The sequence below is a fragment of the Nocardia flavorosea NBRC 108225 genome (assembly GCF_001613385.1).
Classification (GTDB): Bacteria; Actinomycetota; Actinomycetes; order Mycobacteriales; family Mycobacteriaceae; genus Nocardia; species Nocardia flavorosea.
Genome location: NZ_BDCG01000015.1, coordinates 151,140 through 164,738, shown reverse-complemented (window position 1 = coordinate 164,738; position 13,599 = coordinate 151,140). Strand labels below are relative to the sequence as shown.

General features: G+C 66.1%; 16 protein-coding genes and 1 pseudogene. 3 read left to right on the top strand and 14 right to left on the bottom strand.

The genetic code is table 11. The features are described 5' to 3' along the window. Positions 1 to 9 precede the first annotated feature (9 nt). A complete protein-coding gene (locus tag NFL01S_RS19060) occupies positions 10 to 507 on the bottom strand; it encodes a YbaB/EbfC family nucleoid-associated protein (RefSeq protein WP_062977157.1) in 498 nt (165 codons plus the stop codon). Between the two features lie 29 nt (positions 508 to 536). Then, positions 537 to 866 (bottom strand): WXG100 family type VII secretion target, encoded by a 330-nt coding sequence (locus tag NFL01S_RS19055; RefSeq protein ID WP_062977155.1) that lies wholly within the window; start codon positions 864 to 866, stop codon positions 537 to 539. Between the two features lie 134 nt (positions 867 to 1,000). On the opposite strand from NFL01S_RS19055, the gene dtd reads away from it, so the two are divergent. After that, positions 1,001 to 1,444 (top strand): D-aminoacyl-tRNA deacylase, encoded by a 444-nt coding sequence (gene dtd / locus NFL01S_RS19050; RefSeq protein ID WP_062977543.1) that lies wholly within the window; start codon positions 1,001 to 1,003, stop codon positions 1,442 to 1,444. An 831-nt stretch (positions 1,445 to 2,275) separates the two neighbouring features. Here the strand turns inward: dtd and map are convergent. The 11 genes and pseudogenes from map to NFL01S_RS37015 all read right to left on the bottom strand — a co-directional run. Then, the gene (gene map / locus NFL01S_RS19045) at positions 2,276 to 3,085 is read right to left on the bottom strand and encodes a type I methionyl aminopeptidase (protein WP_062977153.1); all 810 of its coding nucleotides are present in this window, start codon (positions 3,083 to 3,085) and stop codon (positions 2,276 to 2,278) included. A gap of 44 nt (positions 3,086 to 3,129) precedes the next feature. Continuing rightward, entirely contained in the window at positions 3,130 to 3,690 is a 561-nt protein-coding gene (locus NFL01S_RS19040; protein WP_062977151.1) for an adenylate kinase, read from the bottom strand. Then, positions 3,687 to 5,003: a preprotein translocase subunit SecY gene (gene secY, locus NFL01S_RS19035; RefSeq protein ID WP_062977149.1), complete on the bottom strand. Its 1,317-nt coding sequence runs from the start codon at positions 5,001 to 5,003 to the stop codon at positions 3,687 to 3,689. Before secY ends, NFL01S_RS19040 begins: the two co-directional genes overlap by 4 nt. 235 nt (positions 5,004 to 5,238) lie before the next feature. Beyond that, entirely contained in the window at positions 5,239 to 5,682 is a 444-nt protein-coding gene (gene rplO, locus NFL01S_RS19030) for a 50S ribosomal protein L15 (RefSeq protein WP_062977147.1), read from the bottom strand. 78 nt (positions 5,683 to 5,760) lie between these two features. Continuing rightward, on the bottom strand, positions 5,761 to 5,940 hold the full coding sequence (rpmD, locus tag NFL01S_RS19025) for a 50S ribosomal protein L30 (RefSeq protein WP_062977145.1): 180 nt from the start codon (positions 5,938 to 5,940) through the stop codon (positions 5,761 to 5,763). A 1-nt stretch (position 5,941) separates the two neighbouring features. Beyond that, positions 5,942 to 6,586, bottom strand: a complete 645-nt coding sequence (rpsE, locus tag NFL01S_RS19020; RefSeq protein WP_033244269.1) for a 30S ribosomal protein S5 — start codon at positions 6,584 to 6,586, stop codon at positions 5,942 to 5,944. 49 nt (positions 6,587 to 6,635) lie between these two features. Then, the gene (rplR, locus tag NFL01S_RS19015) at positions 6,636 to 7,043 is read right to left on the bottom strand and encodes a 50S ribosomal protein L18 (protein WP_062977143.1); all 408 of its coding nucleotides are present in this window, start codon (positions 7,041 to 7,043) and stop codon (positions 6,636 to 6,638) included. 2 nt (positions 7,044 to 7,045) lie between these two features. Beyond that, entirely contained in the window at positions 7,046 to 7,582 is a 537-nt protein-coding gene (rplF, locus tag NFL01S_RS19010) for a 50S ribosomal protein L6 (RefSeq protein ID WP_062977141.1), read from the bottom strand. Positions 7,583 to 7,595: 13 nt separating this feature from the next. Beyond that, positions 7,596 to 7,994 (bottom strand): 30S ribosomal protein S8, encoded by a 399-nt coding sequence (rpsH, locus tag NFL01S_RS19005; RefSeq protein ID WP_062977139.1) that lies wholly within the window; start codon positions 7,992 to 7,994, stop codon positions 7,596 to 7,598. Positions 7,995 to 8,428: 434 nt separating this feature from the next. Next, positions 8,429 to 9,241 carry an MSCRAMM family protein gene (locus NFL01S_RS37020; RefSeq protein WP_245670800.1) on the bottom strand — a complete coding sequence of 271 codons (813 nt, stop codon included), beginning with the start codon at positions 9,239 to 9,241 and terminating at the stop codon, positions 8,429 to 8,431. A gap of 249 nt (positions 9,242 to 9,490) precedes the next feature. After that, positions 9,491 to 10,918, bottom strand: a pseudogene (locus NFL01S_RS37015) (MFS transporter); the annotation flags it as partial. Between the two features lie 141 nt (positions 10,919 to 11,059). On the opposite strand from NFL01S_RS37015, the gene NFL01S_RS18995 reads away from it, so the two are divergent. Both NFL01S_RS18995 and NFL01S_RS18990 read left to right on the top strand, forming a co-directional pair. Next, positions 11,060 to 12,190, top strand: a complete 1,131-nt coding sequence (locus NFL01S_RS18995) for an alkaline phosphatase family protein (protein WP_062977137.1) — start codon at positions 11,060 to 11,062, stop codon at positions 12,188 to 12,190. 112 nt (positions 12,191 to 12,302) lie between these two features. Beyond that, entirely contained in the window at positions 12,303 to 12,938 is a 636-nt protein-coding gene (locus tag NFL01S_RS18990; protein WP_062977541.1) for an MBL fold metallo-hydrolase, read from the top strand. Between the two features lie 63 nt (positions 12,939 to 13,001). On the opposite strand, the gene NFL01S_RS18985 is transcribed toward NFL01S_RS18990, so the two are convergent. After that, complete coding sequence (locus tag NFL01S_RS18985; protein ID WP_062977135.1) at positions 13,002 to 13,337, bottom strand: hypothetical protein; 336 nt, start codon at positions 13,335 to 13,337, stop codon at positions 13,002 to 13,004. Positions 13,338 to 13,599 lie beyond the last annotated feature (262 nt).

The following is a 13,599-nucleotide window of genomic DNA, read 5'->3' as shown; positions in this document are numbered from 1 at the left end:
TTACCCTGCTCACCAGCTGGAATCGGTGGCCGAACCACCCCGTCCACGCGACTCTGGGCCCGCGGTATCCGGCGCCGCACTACCGTCGGAAATCGTCTGGGTATCACGGTTGTTCGGCCGGGTGAGGGGAGCATCCACCGGATCCGGAATCTCTATGCCCGCCAGATCTTCGACGAGGTCGGACAGTTTCGGCATCCTGGCGCGTTGGCTGTCCAGCGGAGCCATCAATCCGGCCGTCTCCCGGGCCACCTCGGTGCAGGCACGCTGTGCGGCCTCGATCACCGCTTTGGCGATCTCGGAGTAGGTCAATTCGTCTATATCCGAGGAGAATTTCACGTCGATCACTTTGTTGTCGGCGTTCACGGTGACCTTAACCTTCTTACCGCGTGCAGTCGCGGTGGCGGTGAGTTCGGCACGTCGCTGCTGGAGTTCGGCAATGGTGCGCATCTGTTCCTGCACGCCGTCCAGAATTGCCGCGAGATCGGCCTTGGCTCGTTCATTCGTCATCGTCGCCTCCGCGCCCCTCCGTCGTTCGATCAGCGGAGGCCGTCGCGATTGCCGTCTTCCATATCGCGCAACAGATCAGCGCTCTCGACTTGGCCGTCGTGAAAACTGTCGAATGTCCCCGCCACATTTTCCGCGCCTTCGATCAAATTATCTCGAGCGGTGGTATATCCGGGATTTCCGTTCTGGCCGTTGGCGAAGGTATCACCGAGCGAATCGGTGCCCCAGGGAGCCCCGCGGGATGCGATGGAGTTTTGCAGGGTATCGACTACCCCTTGGATTTTGTCCCGTACAGCACCGGTTTTCGCCGCGGCGCGCCGGAAGGCGTCTTCGTCGTACTCGACATTCTTTCCCTCGCCCATGGCGTCCACTCCTCCCGGTGGGCGCGGTTCCTCCGCACCACGAGTGTATTCGGTCCGACGATGGCAGTCGAGAACGAACGAGACATGACGCCGAGATTAACGGCCTGCGATCGACACCCGGCATGATCGATGGCGTGCGCGCACTACTACAACGAGTGACATCGGCTCGGGTATCGGTCGGCGGCGAGGTCGTCGCCCACATCGACCCGGCCGGAGACCAGCTGCCCCATGGGATCGTCGCACTGGTCGGTGTGACACACGACGATACCGAGGACACAGCCGGCGCATTGGCCGAAAAAACCTGGCGCCTACGGATTCTCGATGGCGAACGCAGCGCCGCCGACCTGAACGCACCGATCCTCGTCGTCAGCCAGTTCACCCTGTATGCCGACACCCGCAAAGGCCGGCGTCCATCCTGGTCCGCCGCGGCCCCGGGCCCGGCGGCCGAACCATTGGTGGATACTTTCGCGGAAGCTCTCCGCAGGCTGGGCGCACCAGTCGCCCAGGGACGTTTCGGGGCGGATATGCAGGTGGAACTCACCAATGACGGGCCGGTCACGGTCATGCTGGAAATCTGATATCGGGCCGAATACAGCTTCCGCCCGGCCGTTGAACCACGGCCTGTCACGCCGCACCGGCGCCGTGACAAACCGAGTCCTCAACGACCGGGCGGAGTCCCGTAGCCCCCGTACTGCGGGTTCGGCGGGTACGGTTGCGGCGGAACCCCACCGTACTGCTGCGGCGCACCGCCATATTGCTGCGCCGCAACCCCCACCCGGTTGCGGCGGAATCCCACCCGGCTGCCGTGGCGGGACTCCGTACGGTGCGGGCGGCGCGCCATACGACTGGGAAGGGCCGGCCTGCTGCGCGAACCCGCCCGGCGGGTGGGCATCCTGCTGCATCGGCGGTCTCGGTGCCGCCGACTGTTGTAGCTGCCGCGCCTTCCACCAGGCGATGACGGCAATCGCCACAATGACCAGAACAATAAAAGTGATTACCCAGCCCCAGTGGATATCACCCCCGACCCACCACCACCGCCGCGGCTGCGAGCCAGCAGTTCGCCGCTCACGGCGAGAACGCCGCCGTCCCCGAACCCGGATAATCCGGTGAGCAGATTTGCGTAGACCACGAAAACACCCCGATCTGTTCCGTACGTCTCCTCCAGACGCACGGGGCCCCACGCTAGTGCGATGATGCCGCCCCCCACACACGACATTCACCGCAGAATGGACATTTCCGACGACACACGGTGGGAGGCGGGTCGACGACCCACGCGGACGGCCCCCTCAGCAGTTGCGGCTACGCCCCTGGTACCGGCGAAATATCCTGTTCCGCCCCGTGACAACCGAACCGGGTAGCCGGCCACCGCGATCGCCCCATCCGTCCGGCGCCGGATCCGATACTTGCTCCTACCCGGTGCCGGACGGGCGCAGAGTCAGGATCCGGGGGCCGTCCTCGGTAACCGCGACGGTGTGCTCCCAGTGCGCGGCACGCGAACCATCGGTGGTCACCACGGTCCAGTCGTCGTCGAGCACCTTCGTATCCGAGGTGCCCAGGGTCAGCATCGGTTCGATCGCGAGCACCGAACCGACCACCAGCCGCGGCCCCTTACCCGGCTGCCCCTCGTTCGGCAGGAACGGGTCGAGATGCATTTCGCGGCCGATACCGTGCCCGCCGTAACCGTCGACGATTCCGTAGGACCGGCCGTGTTCGGCTTCCGCGGCCCGCGTCCCCAGCTCGATCGCATGCGAGATATCGGTGAGCCGGTTGTCCGGCACCATGGCCGCGATCCCCGCGACCATCGACTTCTCGGTGGCCTCGCTCAGCATCCGATCGGCTTCCGATACCTCGCCGACACCGAACGTCCAGGCCGAATCACCGTGCCAGCCGTCGAGGATCGCGCCGCAATCGATGGAGACCAGATCGCCCGGCGCCAGTACTTCCGCCTCGCCCGGGATACCGTGCACCACCCGATCGTTCACCGACGCACAGATCGACGCCGGGAAGCCGTGGTAGCCCTTGAAAGACGGGACCGCACCGGCGTCCCGGATCACCTGTTCGGCCACCCGGTCCAGTTCGAGTGTGGAGACCCCGGGCGCGGCGGCGGCCCGGACCGCCACCAATGCGCGGCCGACGATTGCGCCGGCCGCAGCCATGGCGTCGAGCTCCCCGGCGGTGCGGAACGGCACGACCTTCTTGTTCTTACGACCGAAGACCACGACTCTCCCTCGTCGAAGGTTCGGCTCCGAACCCGGAAACCGAGCTAACCGGTCGTGGCATTACGGCCCAGTGCCTCCAGGGCGCGCGCGTTGACCTCGTCGACCTCACCGATACCGTCCACCGAGACGACCAGGCCGTCGTAGTACTTCAGCAGGGGTTCGGTCTCGTCGCGGTAGACACGCAGCCGGGTCCGGATGGTTTCCTCGTTGTCGTCGGAGCGGCCCCGCGAGAGCATCCGCTCGACCACGGTGTCCTCGGACACCACGAAGCACAGCACCGCGTCGAGCCCGCTGCCCAGTTCGTCGAGGATCTTCGCCAGCGCGTCGGCCTGGTCGACCGTGCGCGGGTATCCGTCGAGGACGAAACCGCGCGCCGCATCGGGTTCGCCGACCCGGGACCGGACCATCCGGTTGGTCACATCGCTGGGCACCAGCTCGCCGGCGTCCATGTAGCGCTGGGCCTCGAGGCCCAGCGGTGTCTGCTCGCTGATATTCGCGCGGAAGAGGTCCCCGGTGGAGATATGTGGTACGCCCAGCTTTTCCGATAGCAGCACGGCTTGAGTGCCCTTGCCCGCTCCCGGCGGCCCGAGTAGTACGACTCTCACTTGAGGAACCCTTCGTAATTGCGATTCATGAGTTGGCTTTCGATCTGCTTCACGGTGTCCAGGCCGACGCTCACGATGATCAACACCGCGGCACCGCCGAATACCATGCTCTGCGCCCCGCCGGTGGAGCCGAGGAACACAGTCGGCAGGACAGCCACCGCTCCGAGGTACATGGAGCCGGGGAGGGTGATCCGGCTCAGTACGAAGCCGAGATGATCCGCGGTCGGTTTACCGGGCCGGTAGCCCGGAATGAAACCGCCGTACTTCTTCATCTCGTCGGCCCGTTCCTCCGGGTTGAAGGTGATGGCCACGTAGAAGTAGGCGAAGAACACGATCAGTCCGAAGTAGATCGCGATATAGACGGGGTTGGTGGGATCTACCAGGTAGGTCTGGATTATTTCCTGCCACCAGCTCGGGTCGGTCTCGTTCGTGGAGCCCGTCAGCTGCACGACCAGGTTCGGCAGGTAAAGAAGCGAGGAGGCGAAGATCACCGGGATCACACCGGCCTGGTTGACCTTCAGCGGCAGATAAGTCGAGGAACCGCCGTACATTTTACGGCCGACCACACGTTTGGCGTATTGCACCGGGATCCGGCGCTGGCCCTGCTCGACGAACACCACGGCGATGATGATCGCCAGCGCCGCCGCGCACACCACACCGAACACCAGACCGCCACGGCTGTCCAGGATGTTCTTTCCCTCGGAGGGGATCCGGGCCGCGATACCGGCGAAGATCAGCAGCGACATACCGTTGCCGACGCCGCGTTCGGTGATCTGCTCGCCGAACCACATCACCAGGGCGGCACCCGCGGTCATCACCAGAACGATGATGATCATGCCGAAGATGCTGGTGTCGGCGAGAATATCCTGCTGACACCCCTGCAGGAGTTGCCCGCGAGCGGCCAACGCCACCAGACCCGTGGCCTGCAGAATCGCCAGCGCGATCGCCAGATATCGAGTGTACTGCGTCATCTTCGTCTGGCCGGCCTGGCCTTCTTTCTTCAGCTCCTCGAACCGTGGGATGACCACGGTGAGCAGCTGGACGATGATGCTCGCTGTGATGTAGGGCATGATGCCGATCGCGAAGACCGACAACTGTAGTAGCGCGCCACCGGAGAACAGGTTGATCAGCTGGTAGATACCGGCGGAATCACCACCGGAAACCAGGTCGATACACTCCTGCACCGCCTTGTAGTCGACGCCCGGCGAGGGCAGCGCGGCACCGGCGCGGTACAGCGCGACCAGCCCCAGCGTGAAGAGAATCTTCCGCCGCAAGTCCGAGGTCCGGAAGGCCGTAACGAAGGCGGAAAGCACAGATCCTCCTGGCGAACGACATGGTCAGGCCATGGAAATTTCAGCGTGTCCCGACTCGGAAATCGCCGAACCCATGACGGGTCTTGGCAGAACCACTTGAACTCTAACAGTGACGCCGGACGAGCCTGCACTCGTCCGGCGTCGCTGCATCGAATAGCGGCTTCGCTACCCCTGCGTGGTCACGCAAGCTACCGCCTCCGGGGCCGACGCGAAGCCGCGCGTCGAATGGCGAACGTCAGCCCAGTTCGGTGGCGGTACCACCGGCGGCGGAAATCTTCTCCTTGGCGGAGCCGGAGAACTTGTCCGCACTGACCTGCACGGCGACGGAGATCTCTCCCTCGCCGAGCACCTTCACCAGCTGGTTCTTGCGCACCGCGCCCTTGGCGACCAGCTCGTCCTTGCCGATGGTGCCGCCCTCGGGGAACAGCTCGGCAATGGTGCCCACATTCACAACCTGGTACTCCACCCGGAACGGGTTCGTGAAGCCCTTCAGCTTCGGCAGGCGCATGTGGATGGGCATCTGACCGCCCTCGAACGCGGCGGGCACGTTCTTGCGGGCCTTGGTGCCCTTGGTACCGCGGCCGGCGGTTTTGCCCTTGGAGCCTTCACCGCGACCCACCCGGGTCTTATCGGTCTTGGCACCCGGGGCCGGGCGCAGATGATGCAGTTTGATGGTCATGTCAGTGTCCCTTTCGACATGGTCGGGAGCGCTGCGTGGTTACGCTGCGCTACCTCCTCCGCGCTTGACCCGACCATGTCAGACCTCCTCAACAGTTACGAGGTGGCGCACGACATTGATCAGACCACGGTTCTGCGGGTTGTCCTCCCGGATCACCGACTTACGGATACCCCGCAGACCGAGGGTCCGCAGGCTTTCCCGCTGATTCTGCTTGGCGCCGATCGAGCTCTTGATCTGGGTCACCTTGAGATCTGCCATATCAGACTCCTTGTCCGGCACGGGCACGCAGCATGCCCGCGGGAGCGACGTCCTCGATCGGCAGACCGCGGCGCGCCGCGACCTCTTCCGGCCGCTGCAGCATCTTGAGTGCGGCGACGGTCGCGTGGACGACGTTGATCGCGTTGTCGCTACCGAGCGACTTGGCCAGGATGTCGTGGATGCCCGCGCATTCCAGTACGGCACGCGCGGCGCCACCGGCGATCACACCGGTACCCGGGGAGGCCGGACGCAGCATGACGACACCGGCCGCCGCTTCGCCCTGCACCGGGTGGGTGATGGTGGAGCCGATCATCGGGACGCGGAAGAAGCCCTTACGCGCTTCCTCGACACCCTTCTGGATGGCCGCGGGAACTTCCTTGGCCTTGCCGTAGCCGACACCGACCAGGCCGTTGCCGTCGCCCACGATGACGAGGGCGGTGAAGCTGAAGCGCCGGCCGCCCTTGACGACCTTGGAAACGCGGTTGATCGCTACGACGCGCTCGAGCTGGTTCTTCTCGGCGGGATCGTTACGACGATCGCCGCGGCGGTCGCCGCCGCCGCGACGGTTGTCGCGGCCGCCCTCGGGGGCGTTGGGGTTCTGTCCGGCGGGTCCGTTTCCGCCGTCACGCCGTTGACGTCCCGGCATCAGACGTTCCTTCCGTTCACGCTGGTATGTGCAGTGGTGTCGATGATCATCAGAACTTCAACCCGCCTTCCCGGGCGGCGTCGGCGAGCGCCGCGATCCGGCCGTGGTAGTCGTGACCGCCACGGTCGAACACCACGGCCTCCACACCGGCAGCCTTGGCACGCTCGGCGATCAGTTCGCCGACCTTCTTGCCCTTGGCGGTCTTGTCGCCGTCCAGCGCCCGCACATCGGCTTCGATGGTCGAGGCCGAGGCCAGGGTGCGACCGGCCGAATCGTCGATGAGCTGCACATGCAGATGCCGCGAGGAGCGCTGCACGATCAGCCGCGGCCGGACGCTGGTGCCCTCGATCTTCTTGCGCAGGCGGAAGTGCCGCCGCGCCTTGGACAGCCGACGGCGGGTCGAAACATCCTTGCCCAGCGGAATGCGCTTGGACTTCTGGTTCTCGGTTTGCGCCATGATCACTTACCCGTCTTTCCGACCTTGCGGCGAACGACCTCGCCGGCGTAGCGGATGCCCTTGCCCTTGTACGGGTCGGGCTTGCGCAGGCCGTGGATAACCGCCGAAATCTGGCCGACCTTCTGCTTGTCGATCCCGGATACGGAGAATTTGGTGGGCGATTCCACCGCGAAGGTGATGCCGTCGGGCGCCTCGATCGGCACCGGATGGCTGTAGCCGAGGGCGAACTCGAGGTTGCTGCCCTTCTGCTGCACGCGGTAGCCGACGCCGAAGATTTCCATCTTCTTCTCGTAGCCCTTGGTGACACCGGTGACCATATTGTCGATCAGCGTCCGGGTCAGGCCGTGCAGCGAGCGATTGCGGCGCTCGTCGTCCGGGCGGGAAACCACCAGGCGGCCGTCTTCCTGCGCGACGGTGATCGGCTCGGAAACGGTCAGCGCGAGCTGACCCTTCGGGCCCTTCACGGCGACGTCCTGGCCGTTGATGGTCACCTCGACACCCGAGGGAATCACGACGGGGTCTTTGCCGATACGCGACATGTCCGTACCTCCCTTACCAGACGTAGGCGAGGACTTCCCCGCCTACTCCCTGCTGAGCCGCCTGACGGTCGGTGAGCAGACCGGTCGACGTGGAGATGATCGCCACGCCGAGGCCGCCCAGGACCTTGGGCAGGTTGGTGGATTTCGCGTACACGCGCAGACCCGGCTTCGAGACGCGGCGCAGGCCCTGAAGGCTGCGTTCCCGGCTGGGGCCGTACTTGAGGTCGACAACGAGGGCCTTGCCCACGGTCGCGTCCTCGGTGCGGTAATCGGCGATATAGCCCTCACGCTTCAGGATCTCGGCGATATTCGCCTTGAGCTTCGAATGCGGAGCCTTCACCTGATCGTGGTACGCCGAGTTGGCGTTGCGCAGACGTGTGAGGAAGTCTGCGATCGGATCGGTCATGGTCATAGTTCGACCTCGACACCTTTCTCGCTGCGGTTCCCATACAACACCCGCGCCACGCGGGCGCAGGCCGTGGGCCTACAACAATTCGGCTGGTCCGGACGGCAATCACCGCCGGATGAGTTCGTATCGCCCGGGGGCCCACGCGGAGCCGCCCACGGACACAGATGTGCCCTGGCAACCGGTCTAGTGTAGGAGCTGGCTCGTTTACGACAAAATCAGACCCCCGGAATACTTCCGTAACCAGACGCTCTGGGCCTTCATGGCAGAGAAGGGGAACCGCCGGACAGTAGCAGATCGTGAACCTGATCACGCTCGCAATCCACGACCAGGGTGGCGATAAGTAGCCGGAGTCCCGGCGTATCCGGTATCGAGCAAACAAGGGCCCCGGAGCGGTTTCTCCGGGGCCCTGTTCTCGTTTCTGTATTCAGCGCTTCGGCTCACCAGGAGCTTTTGTGCACCTCCGGCAGATCGTCGAACTGCCCGGTTTCCGGCTCGACCGGCTCGGCGGGTTCGTCTGTGCCGGCGGCACGCAGTTCCATATCGAAGCCCTCGACGTCTTGTTCCCCGACCCGCACCTGCGCGCTGGCCGGCGCGTAGCCGGTGGCAACGACGGTGTAGCTGCCTTCGGCGAGATTGCCGAATGTATAGGAACCGTCCGCGCCCGTGGTGCGGCTCTCGATCACATTGCCCAGCGAATCGGTCAGGGTGACCAGCGCACCGGCCAGTGGACGTCCACCACCGTTGACGACCCCCGCGACTCGCACGCCGGGGCGCAGCAGCACCTCGAGGCGGGCGGTGTCCCGCCCGGTCACCTCCGCCGAGACGGCGGTCGGGTGGTAGCCGAACGCGCTCACCGCGATGGTGAACTCGCCCTCCGGGAGACCGGTGAGCTCGAACCGTCCGGTGTGATCGGATTCGCCTGCCGCCATGACCTCACCCCGCAGATCCAGGGCGGTGATCATCGCGGCGGACACCGGCGTGCCGTCACCGATACGCAGGACCACACCTTCGAGCCCGGTCAGCGAGCTGAGCGTGACGTCGTAGGACACCGGGTTGCTGCCGAGAACCGCAGTCGACGCATCCGGCCGCCGGCCTTCCGCGGAGGCGATCAGCACATACGACCCCGGCGCCGGAGCGGCCAGTTCGTAGAACCCGTCCGGTCCCGACCGGGCTCTGCCCAGTTGCTGCCCGGCGGGCGAGATCAAGGTGAGGGTCGCGCCGGATACCGCGCCGCCGCGCGTATCGGACACCCGGCCGAACAGCACCGATCCGCTGCCGGCCGGCTGCGGGGCGGGTTCGCTGGCACCGTTGCGCTGCGCCGGAGCAACGGCCGGTGTCGCGGGCGCCGCATGCCGCGGCCCCTGGGCGGCCGGGATGTCGTCGGTGACCGCGGTCGCCGCCGCAACATCGTCGACCACCTGCTCGGCTTCCGCCGAGAGTCCCGCGGGTGCGGCCGGGACCGCTTCGGCCACCGCATGCGCTTCGGCCTTCGCTTCATCGGGCCGTGCGGCCGCGACCGCCGCCGCGGCGGCACGCTTGGCCGTCGGGATGGTCAGCGCGACCAGTGCGGCCGCCACTGCGACACCGCAGCCGATCAGGATGCCGGTCCGGAAACCGTTCTCGGTCGGGACACTGACTCCACCGGCGAAGCCGACACTCATCTGCGCCAGGACCGCGCCGATGGCGGCCGAGGCCACCGAGGTACCGATCGAACGCATCAGCGTGTTGAAGCTGTTGGCGGCCGAGGTCTCGGTGACCGGCACCGAGCTCATGATCAGCGCGGGCATGGCGCCGTAGGCGAAACCGACACCGAGGCTGATGATGATGGCGCCCAGCATCAGGCCCCACGATTCGCCCATCATCAGCACCGACGCGCCGTAACCGAGGGCGATGATGAGCGACCCGACGATGAGGGTGATCTTCGGCCCGGCGAGCGCGGACAGCTTCGCGCTCAGCGGCGAGGTGAGCATCATGGTCAGACCACCGGGCGCCATCCACAGGCCCATCGCCACCATCGACTGGCCCAGGCCGTAGCCGGTGGCTTCGGGCAGCTGCAGCAGCTGCGGGAAGATCAGCGCCTGCGCGAACATGGCCATACCGATGACGATCGACGCGACGTTGGTCAGCAGCACCCGCGGGCGTGCGGTCACCCGCAGATCGACCAGCGGATCGCGTGAGCGCAGTTCCCACAGGCCCCACAGCAGCAGTACCACCACCGCGGCGGCGAACAGCGAGATCGTGGTGACGCTGGTCCAGCCCCAGCTCGCCCCCTTGGAGACGGCGAGCAGCAGGCAGACCAGCGCGGCGCCGAGTCCGAGCGCGCCCAGCACGTCGAAGCGGCCGCGTTCGGCACGCGGCGGGGTCGCCGGAACCACCAGGAAAATCAGCAGGCCCGCGATCGCGCCGAGCACGGCGATACCCCAGAACAAGTACTGCCAGCTGCTGTATTCGACGACTGCCGCGGCCAGCGGCATACCCAGCGCACCACCGACACCGAGGGAGGAGCTGATCAGCGCGATACCGGAGCCGAGTTTCGCCGGTGGCAGGAGATCGCGCAGTGCGGCGATACCGACCGGGATGAGGCCCACGGCCATCCCCTGCAGGGCGCGGCCGATGAGCATCGGCCACAGCGTCGTGGACAGGGCACACAGCACCGATCCGACGATGAGCGGAACCACCGAGCCCACCAGGACCAGGCGTTTGCCGTAGAGGTCGCCCAGGCGGCCGGCGACCGGGGTGGTCACCGCGCTGGCCAGCAGGCTCGCGGTCACCACCCAGGTCGCGTTCGACGGGTCGGTGCTCAAGATCTCCGGCAGCTGCCCGAGTAACGGCATCACCAGGGTCTGCGTCAGTGACGCCACGATCCCAGCGAAGGCGAGCACCGCAAGTACCGCCCCGGGGCGGACTGCGGGTTCGGTTTTGGTCACGAGCTTGCTCCTCGCAAGAAAAGTTCAGTCGATGTGCATAATACACATAACATGCATGATGCAATCTAACCAATTCGGACACCCCACCGCCCGGTCGAACGGACCACCCCCGAACCGCCGAATACGGCACGATATGTAGCGATGCCGTACTCACTCGCCGACGTCCTGCCCTCCGTCGCCGCCTCGTTCGGAATGGACGAACCCAACCACTTGGGAATCGCACCCAACCGTGACGTGGTGGTGCTGCTGATCGACGGCCTGGGCGCGGAACTGCTCGCCCGGCACGGCGACCTCGCCCCCACGCTGGCGGCACATACCGCCACCACCCTCACCGCCGGTTTCCCGGCGACCACCTCGACCAGCCTCACCAGCCTGGCCCTGGGCACCCCGTGCGCGACGCACGGCATCATCGGCTACAGCTTCGCCGTCCCCGGCCCGGACGGCCTCCGGCTGTTCAATTCACTGCGCTGGCGGCTCGACGGCGCGACCGGCGAGGACGCCCGCGAAACGCATCCGCCCGAAACGGTTCAGCCGGGCACCAGCCGGCTCGAGGATCTCGCCGCCCACGGGGTCGAGGTGCACTACGTGATTCCCGGATATCAGCAGACCTCCGGCCTCACCCGCGCATCGTTCCGGGCCACCGGAACCCTGCACCCCGCAACCACACTGGACGAGGTACGCGCCGGAATCCGGGCGGTCGCCGACCATGCCGGTACGGGTTCGCGTTTCGCCTACGCATACTTCCCCGATCTGGACGGCAACGGTCATCTCCACGGTCCCGAATCCCCGGCGGCGCTCGCGGTTCTGCGCGATATCGACGCCTTCGCGGCCGATCTGCTCACCGATCTCCCGGATACCTGCACACTGCTGGTCACCGGCGACCACGGAATGGTCCACGCCGATCCCGTCATCGACCTGGATACCCGGCCCGGACTGCACGACGGCGTGCTGTTGATCGCCGGTGAGGCGCGCGTACGCCACATCTACCTCCGCGAGCCGGCCGCACTGTCCGATACTTTCGACCGCTGGACCGGAGAACTGGCCGGACACGCACGTGTCGTCACGCGCGAGCAAGCACTGGACGAGCACTGGTTCGGCCCTACACCGCCCGAACCCGTGATCGCGCACCGCATCGGTGACCTGCTGGCGGTGGCCGAGGGCGGCGCGGTACTGGTGCGGCCGGAGTCCGAACCGCTGGAATCGGCGATGGTCGGCCATCACGGCGCCTGGACCTCCGGCGAACAGCTCGTCCCGCTCATCACTTCGCGCTGAAATTTCTCCGGAGACCGCGATTCCGAGGCCTTGACCTGAATCATTATTGAGGTTTTACCGTCAGGTCATGCGCACCGAAACAATCCGGGAAACCGACCCCATCGAACCGACAATGCAACAGGTGGCGCCCGATCTCTGGGAAACCCGCGAGTTCGTCGTCCCCGGCGGGCCACGAACCCACGCCTACCTGTGGACCCCGCCCTCCGGACAGAACATCCTCTTCTACTCCCCCGGTAGCGACCAGGACTTCGACCGGCTCGAACAACTCGGTGGGGTCGCCCGCCAGTACCTGAGCCACCAGGACGAAGCCGGACCGATGCTGCGCACCGTGGCCGGGCGCTTCGGCAGCCGCCTGCACGCCCCGGCCGCCGAAGCCACCGAAATCGGAAGCCACGCACCGATCGATATCGCAGTCTCCGAACGAGGTGTGGACGATGCGGGCGTGGAAGTGATTCCCACACCCGGTCATACCCCGGGCAGCACCTGCTATATGGTCCCCGGCCACGACGGCCGCCGCTATTTGTTCACCGGCGATACGCTGCTGCGCTACCGCGAGGGCTGGCGGGTGGGATACATCCCGGGATACAGCGATAAAGACGGCCTGTTCGCCGCCCTGGACATACTGGCCACCGTCCAACCGGACATGGTGGTATCGAGCGCTTTCGTCGCAGGCGCCTCCGGTTACCACCACGTGGACCGCGACGCCTGGCAATCCCATCTCGAGGAGGCCCGGGCCGCGCTCTCTTGACGACCCTCCGCCCGCAGGCGCCGCTCGGCCCACCCGGACCGAGCGGCGCCGCCGTTCACCGCATCACGGGATAACAGTCACACCGATACCGGGCGGGGCACCCACCGGTTGATCGATGATCACCGACAGCGTCGACCCCGGGGTTCGCGCGGCACGACCGGCGAATTCGGCGAGGTTCTCCCCCAACCGCTGTTTCGCCTCCGGCGTGAAATTGGGCGGCAGCGCACCCAGAACCGGTCCCAGATCCAGCGCATCGATCATGCGCGCCTCCACATCGGTGAAGTTCACCGTAACCGTATTCGGCGTCTGCTCCGTCGTCACCGCCGAAGCGGTACCGGCCCCGAAGGCCAGACAGCCGATCGGGACGGCGAGAGTGAGCAGAGGTGTGCGGATTCTCACGAAATTTTCTCCTGACTGGTGATGCAAAGCGTTGTTGCACTGACGTATTCGCGTCGACGACTGCACCGCCGACACGAATGGGGCGCCCGGTGACGCTTGTGGATCGACCGGAAGCAATGGCCGCCCCTTCTCGTCGCCAATTACCCGAGGTCACGCATACGCACCGGCTGAACGACTGCCCCACAGTGCTTTCCGGATGCCCGTCGGCGCACGCTGCCGATGGAGCCGAGGACCACAGCGGGCTTACGCGGCGATGGACGAG

What these genes read in the sequence shown, in the direction of transcription:
- NFL01S_RS19060 (WP_062977157.1), bottom strand. Translation starts at nt 507, where the DNA reads ATGACGAATGAACGAGCCAAGGCCGATCTCGCGGCAATTCTGGACGGC.
- NFL01S_RS19055 (WP_062977155.1), bottom strand. Translation starts at nt 866, where the DNA reads ATGGGCGAGGGAAAGAATGTCGAGTACGACGAAGACGCCTTCCGGCGC.
- rplO (WP_062977147.1), bottom strand. Translation starts at nt 5,682, where the DNA reads ATGACCATCAAACTGCATCATCTGCGCCCGGCCCCGGGTGCCAAGACC.
- rpmD (WP_062977145.1), bottom strand. Translation starts at nt 5,940, where the DNA reads ATGGCAGATCTCAAGGTGACCCAGATCAAGAGCTCGATCGGCGCCAAG.
- rpsE (WP_033244269.1), bottom strand. Translation starts at nt 6,586, where the DNA reads ATGCCGGGACGTCAACGGCGTGACGGCGGAAACGGACCCGCCGGACAG.
- rplR (WP_062977143.1), bottom strand. Translation starts at nt 7,043, where the DNA reads ATGGCGCAAACCGAGAACCAGAAGTCCAAGCGCATTCCGCTGGGCAAG.
- rplF (WP_062977141.1), bottom strand. Translation starts at nt 7,582, where the DNA reads ATGTCGCGTATCGGCAAAGACCCCGTCGTGATTCCCTCGGGTGTCGAG.
- rpsH (WP_062977139.1), bottom strand. Translation starts at nt 7,994, where the DNA reads ATGACCATGACCGATCCGATCGCAGACTTCCTCACACGTCTGCGCAAC.
- NFL01S_RS18995 (WP_062977137.1), top strand. Translation starts at nt 11,060, where the DNA reads ATGCCGTACTCACTCGCCGACGTCCTGCCCTCCGTCGCCGCCTCGTTC.
- NFL01S_RS18990 (WP_062977541.1), top strand. Translation starts at nt 12,303, where the DNA reads ATGCAACAGGTGGCGCCCGATCTCTGGGAAACCCGCGAGTTCGTCGTC.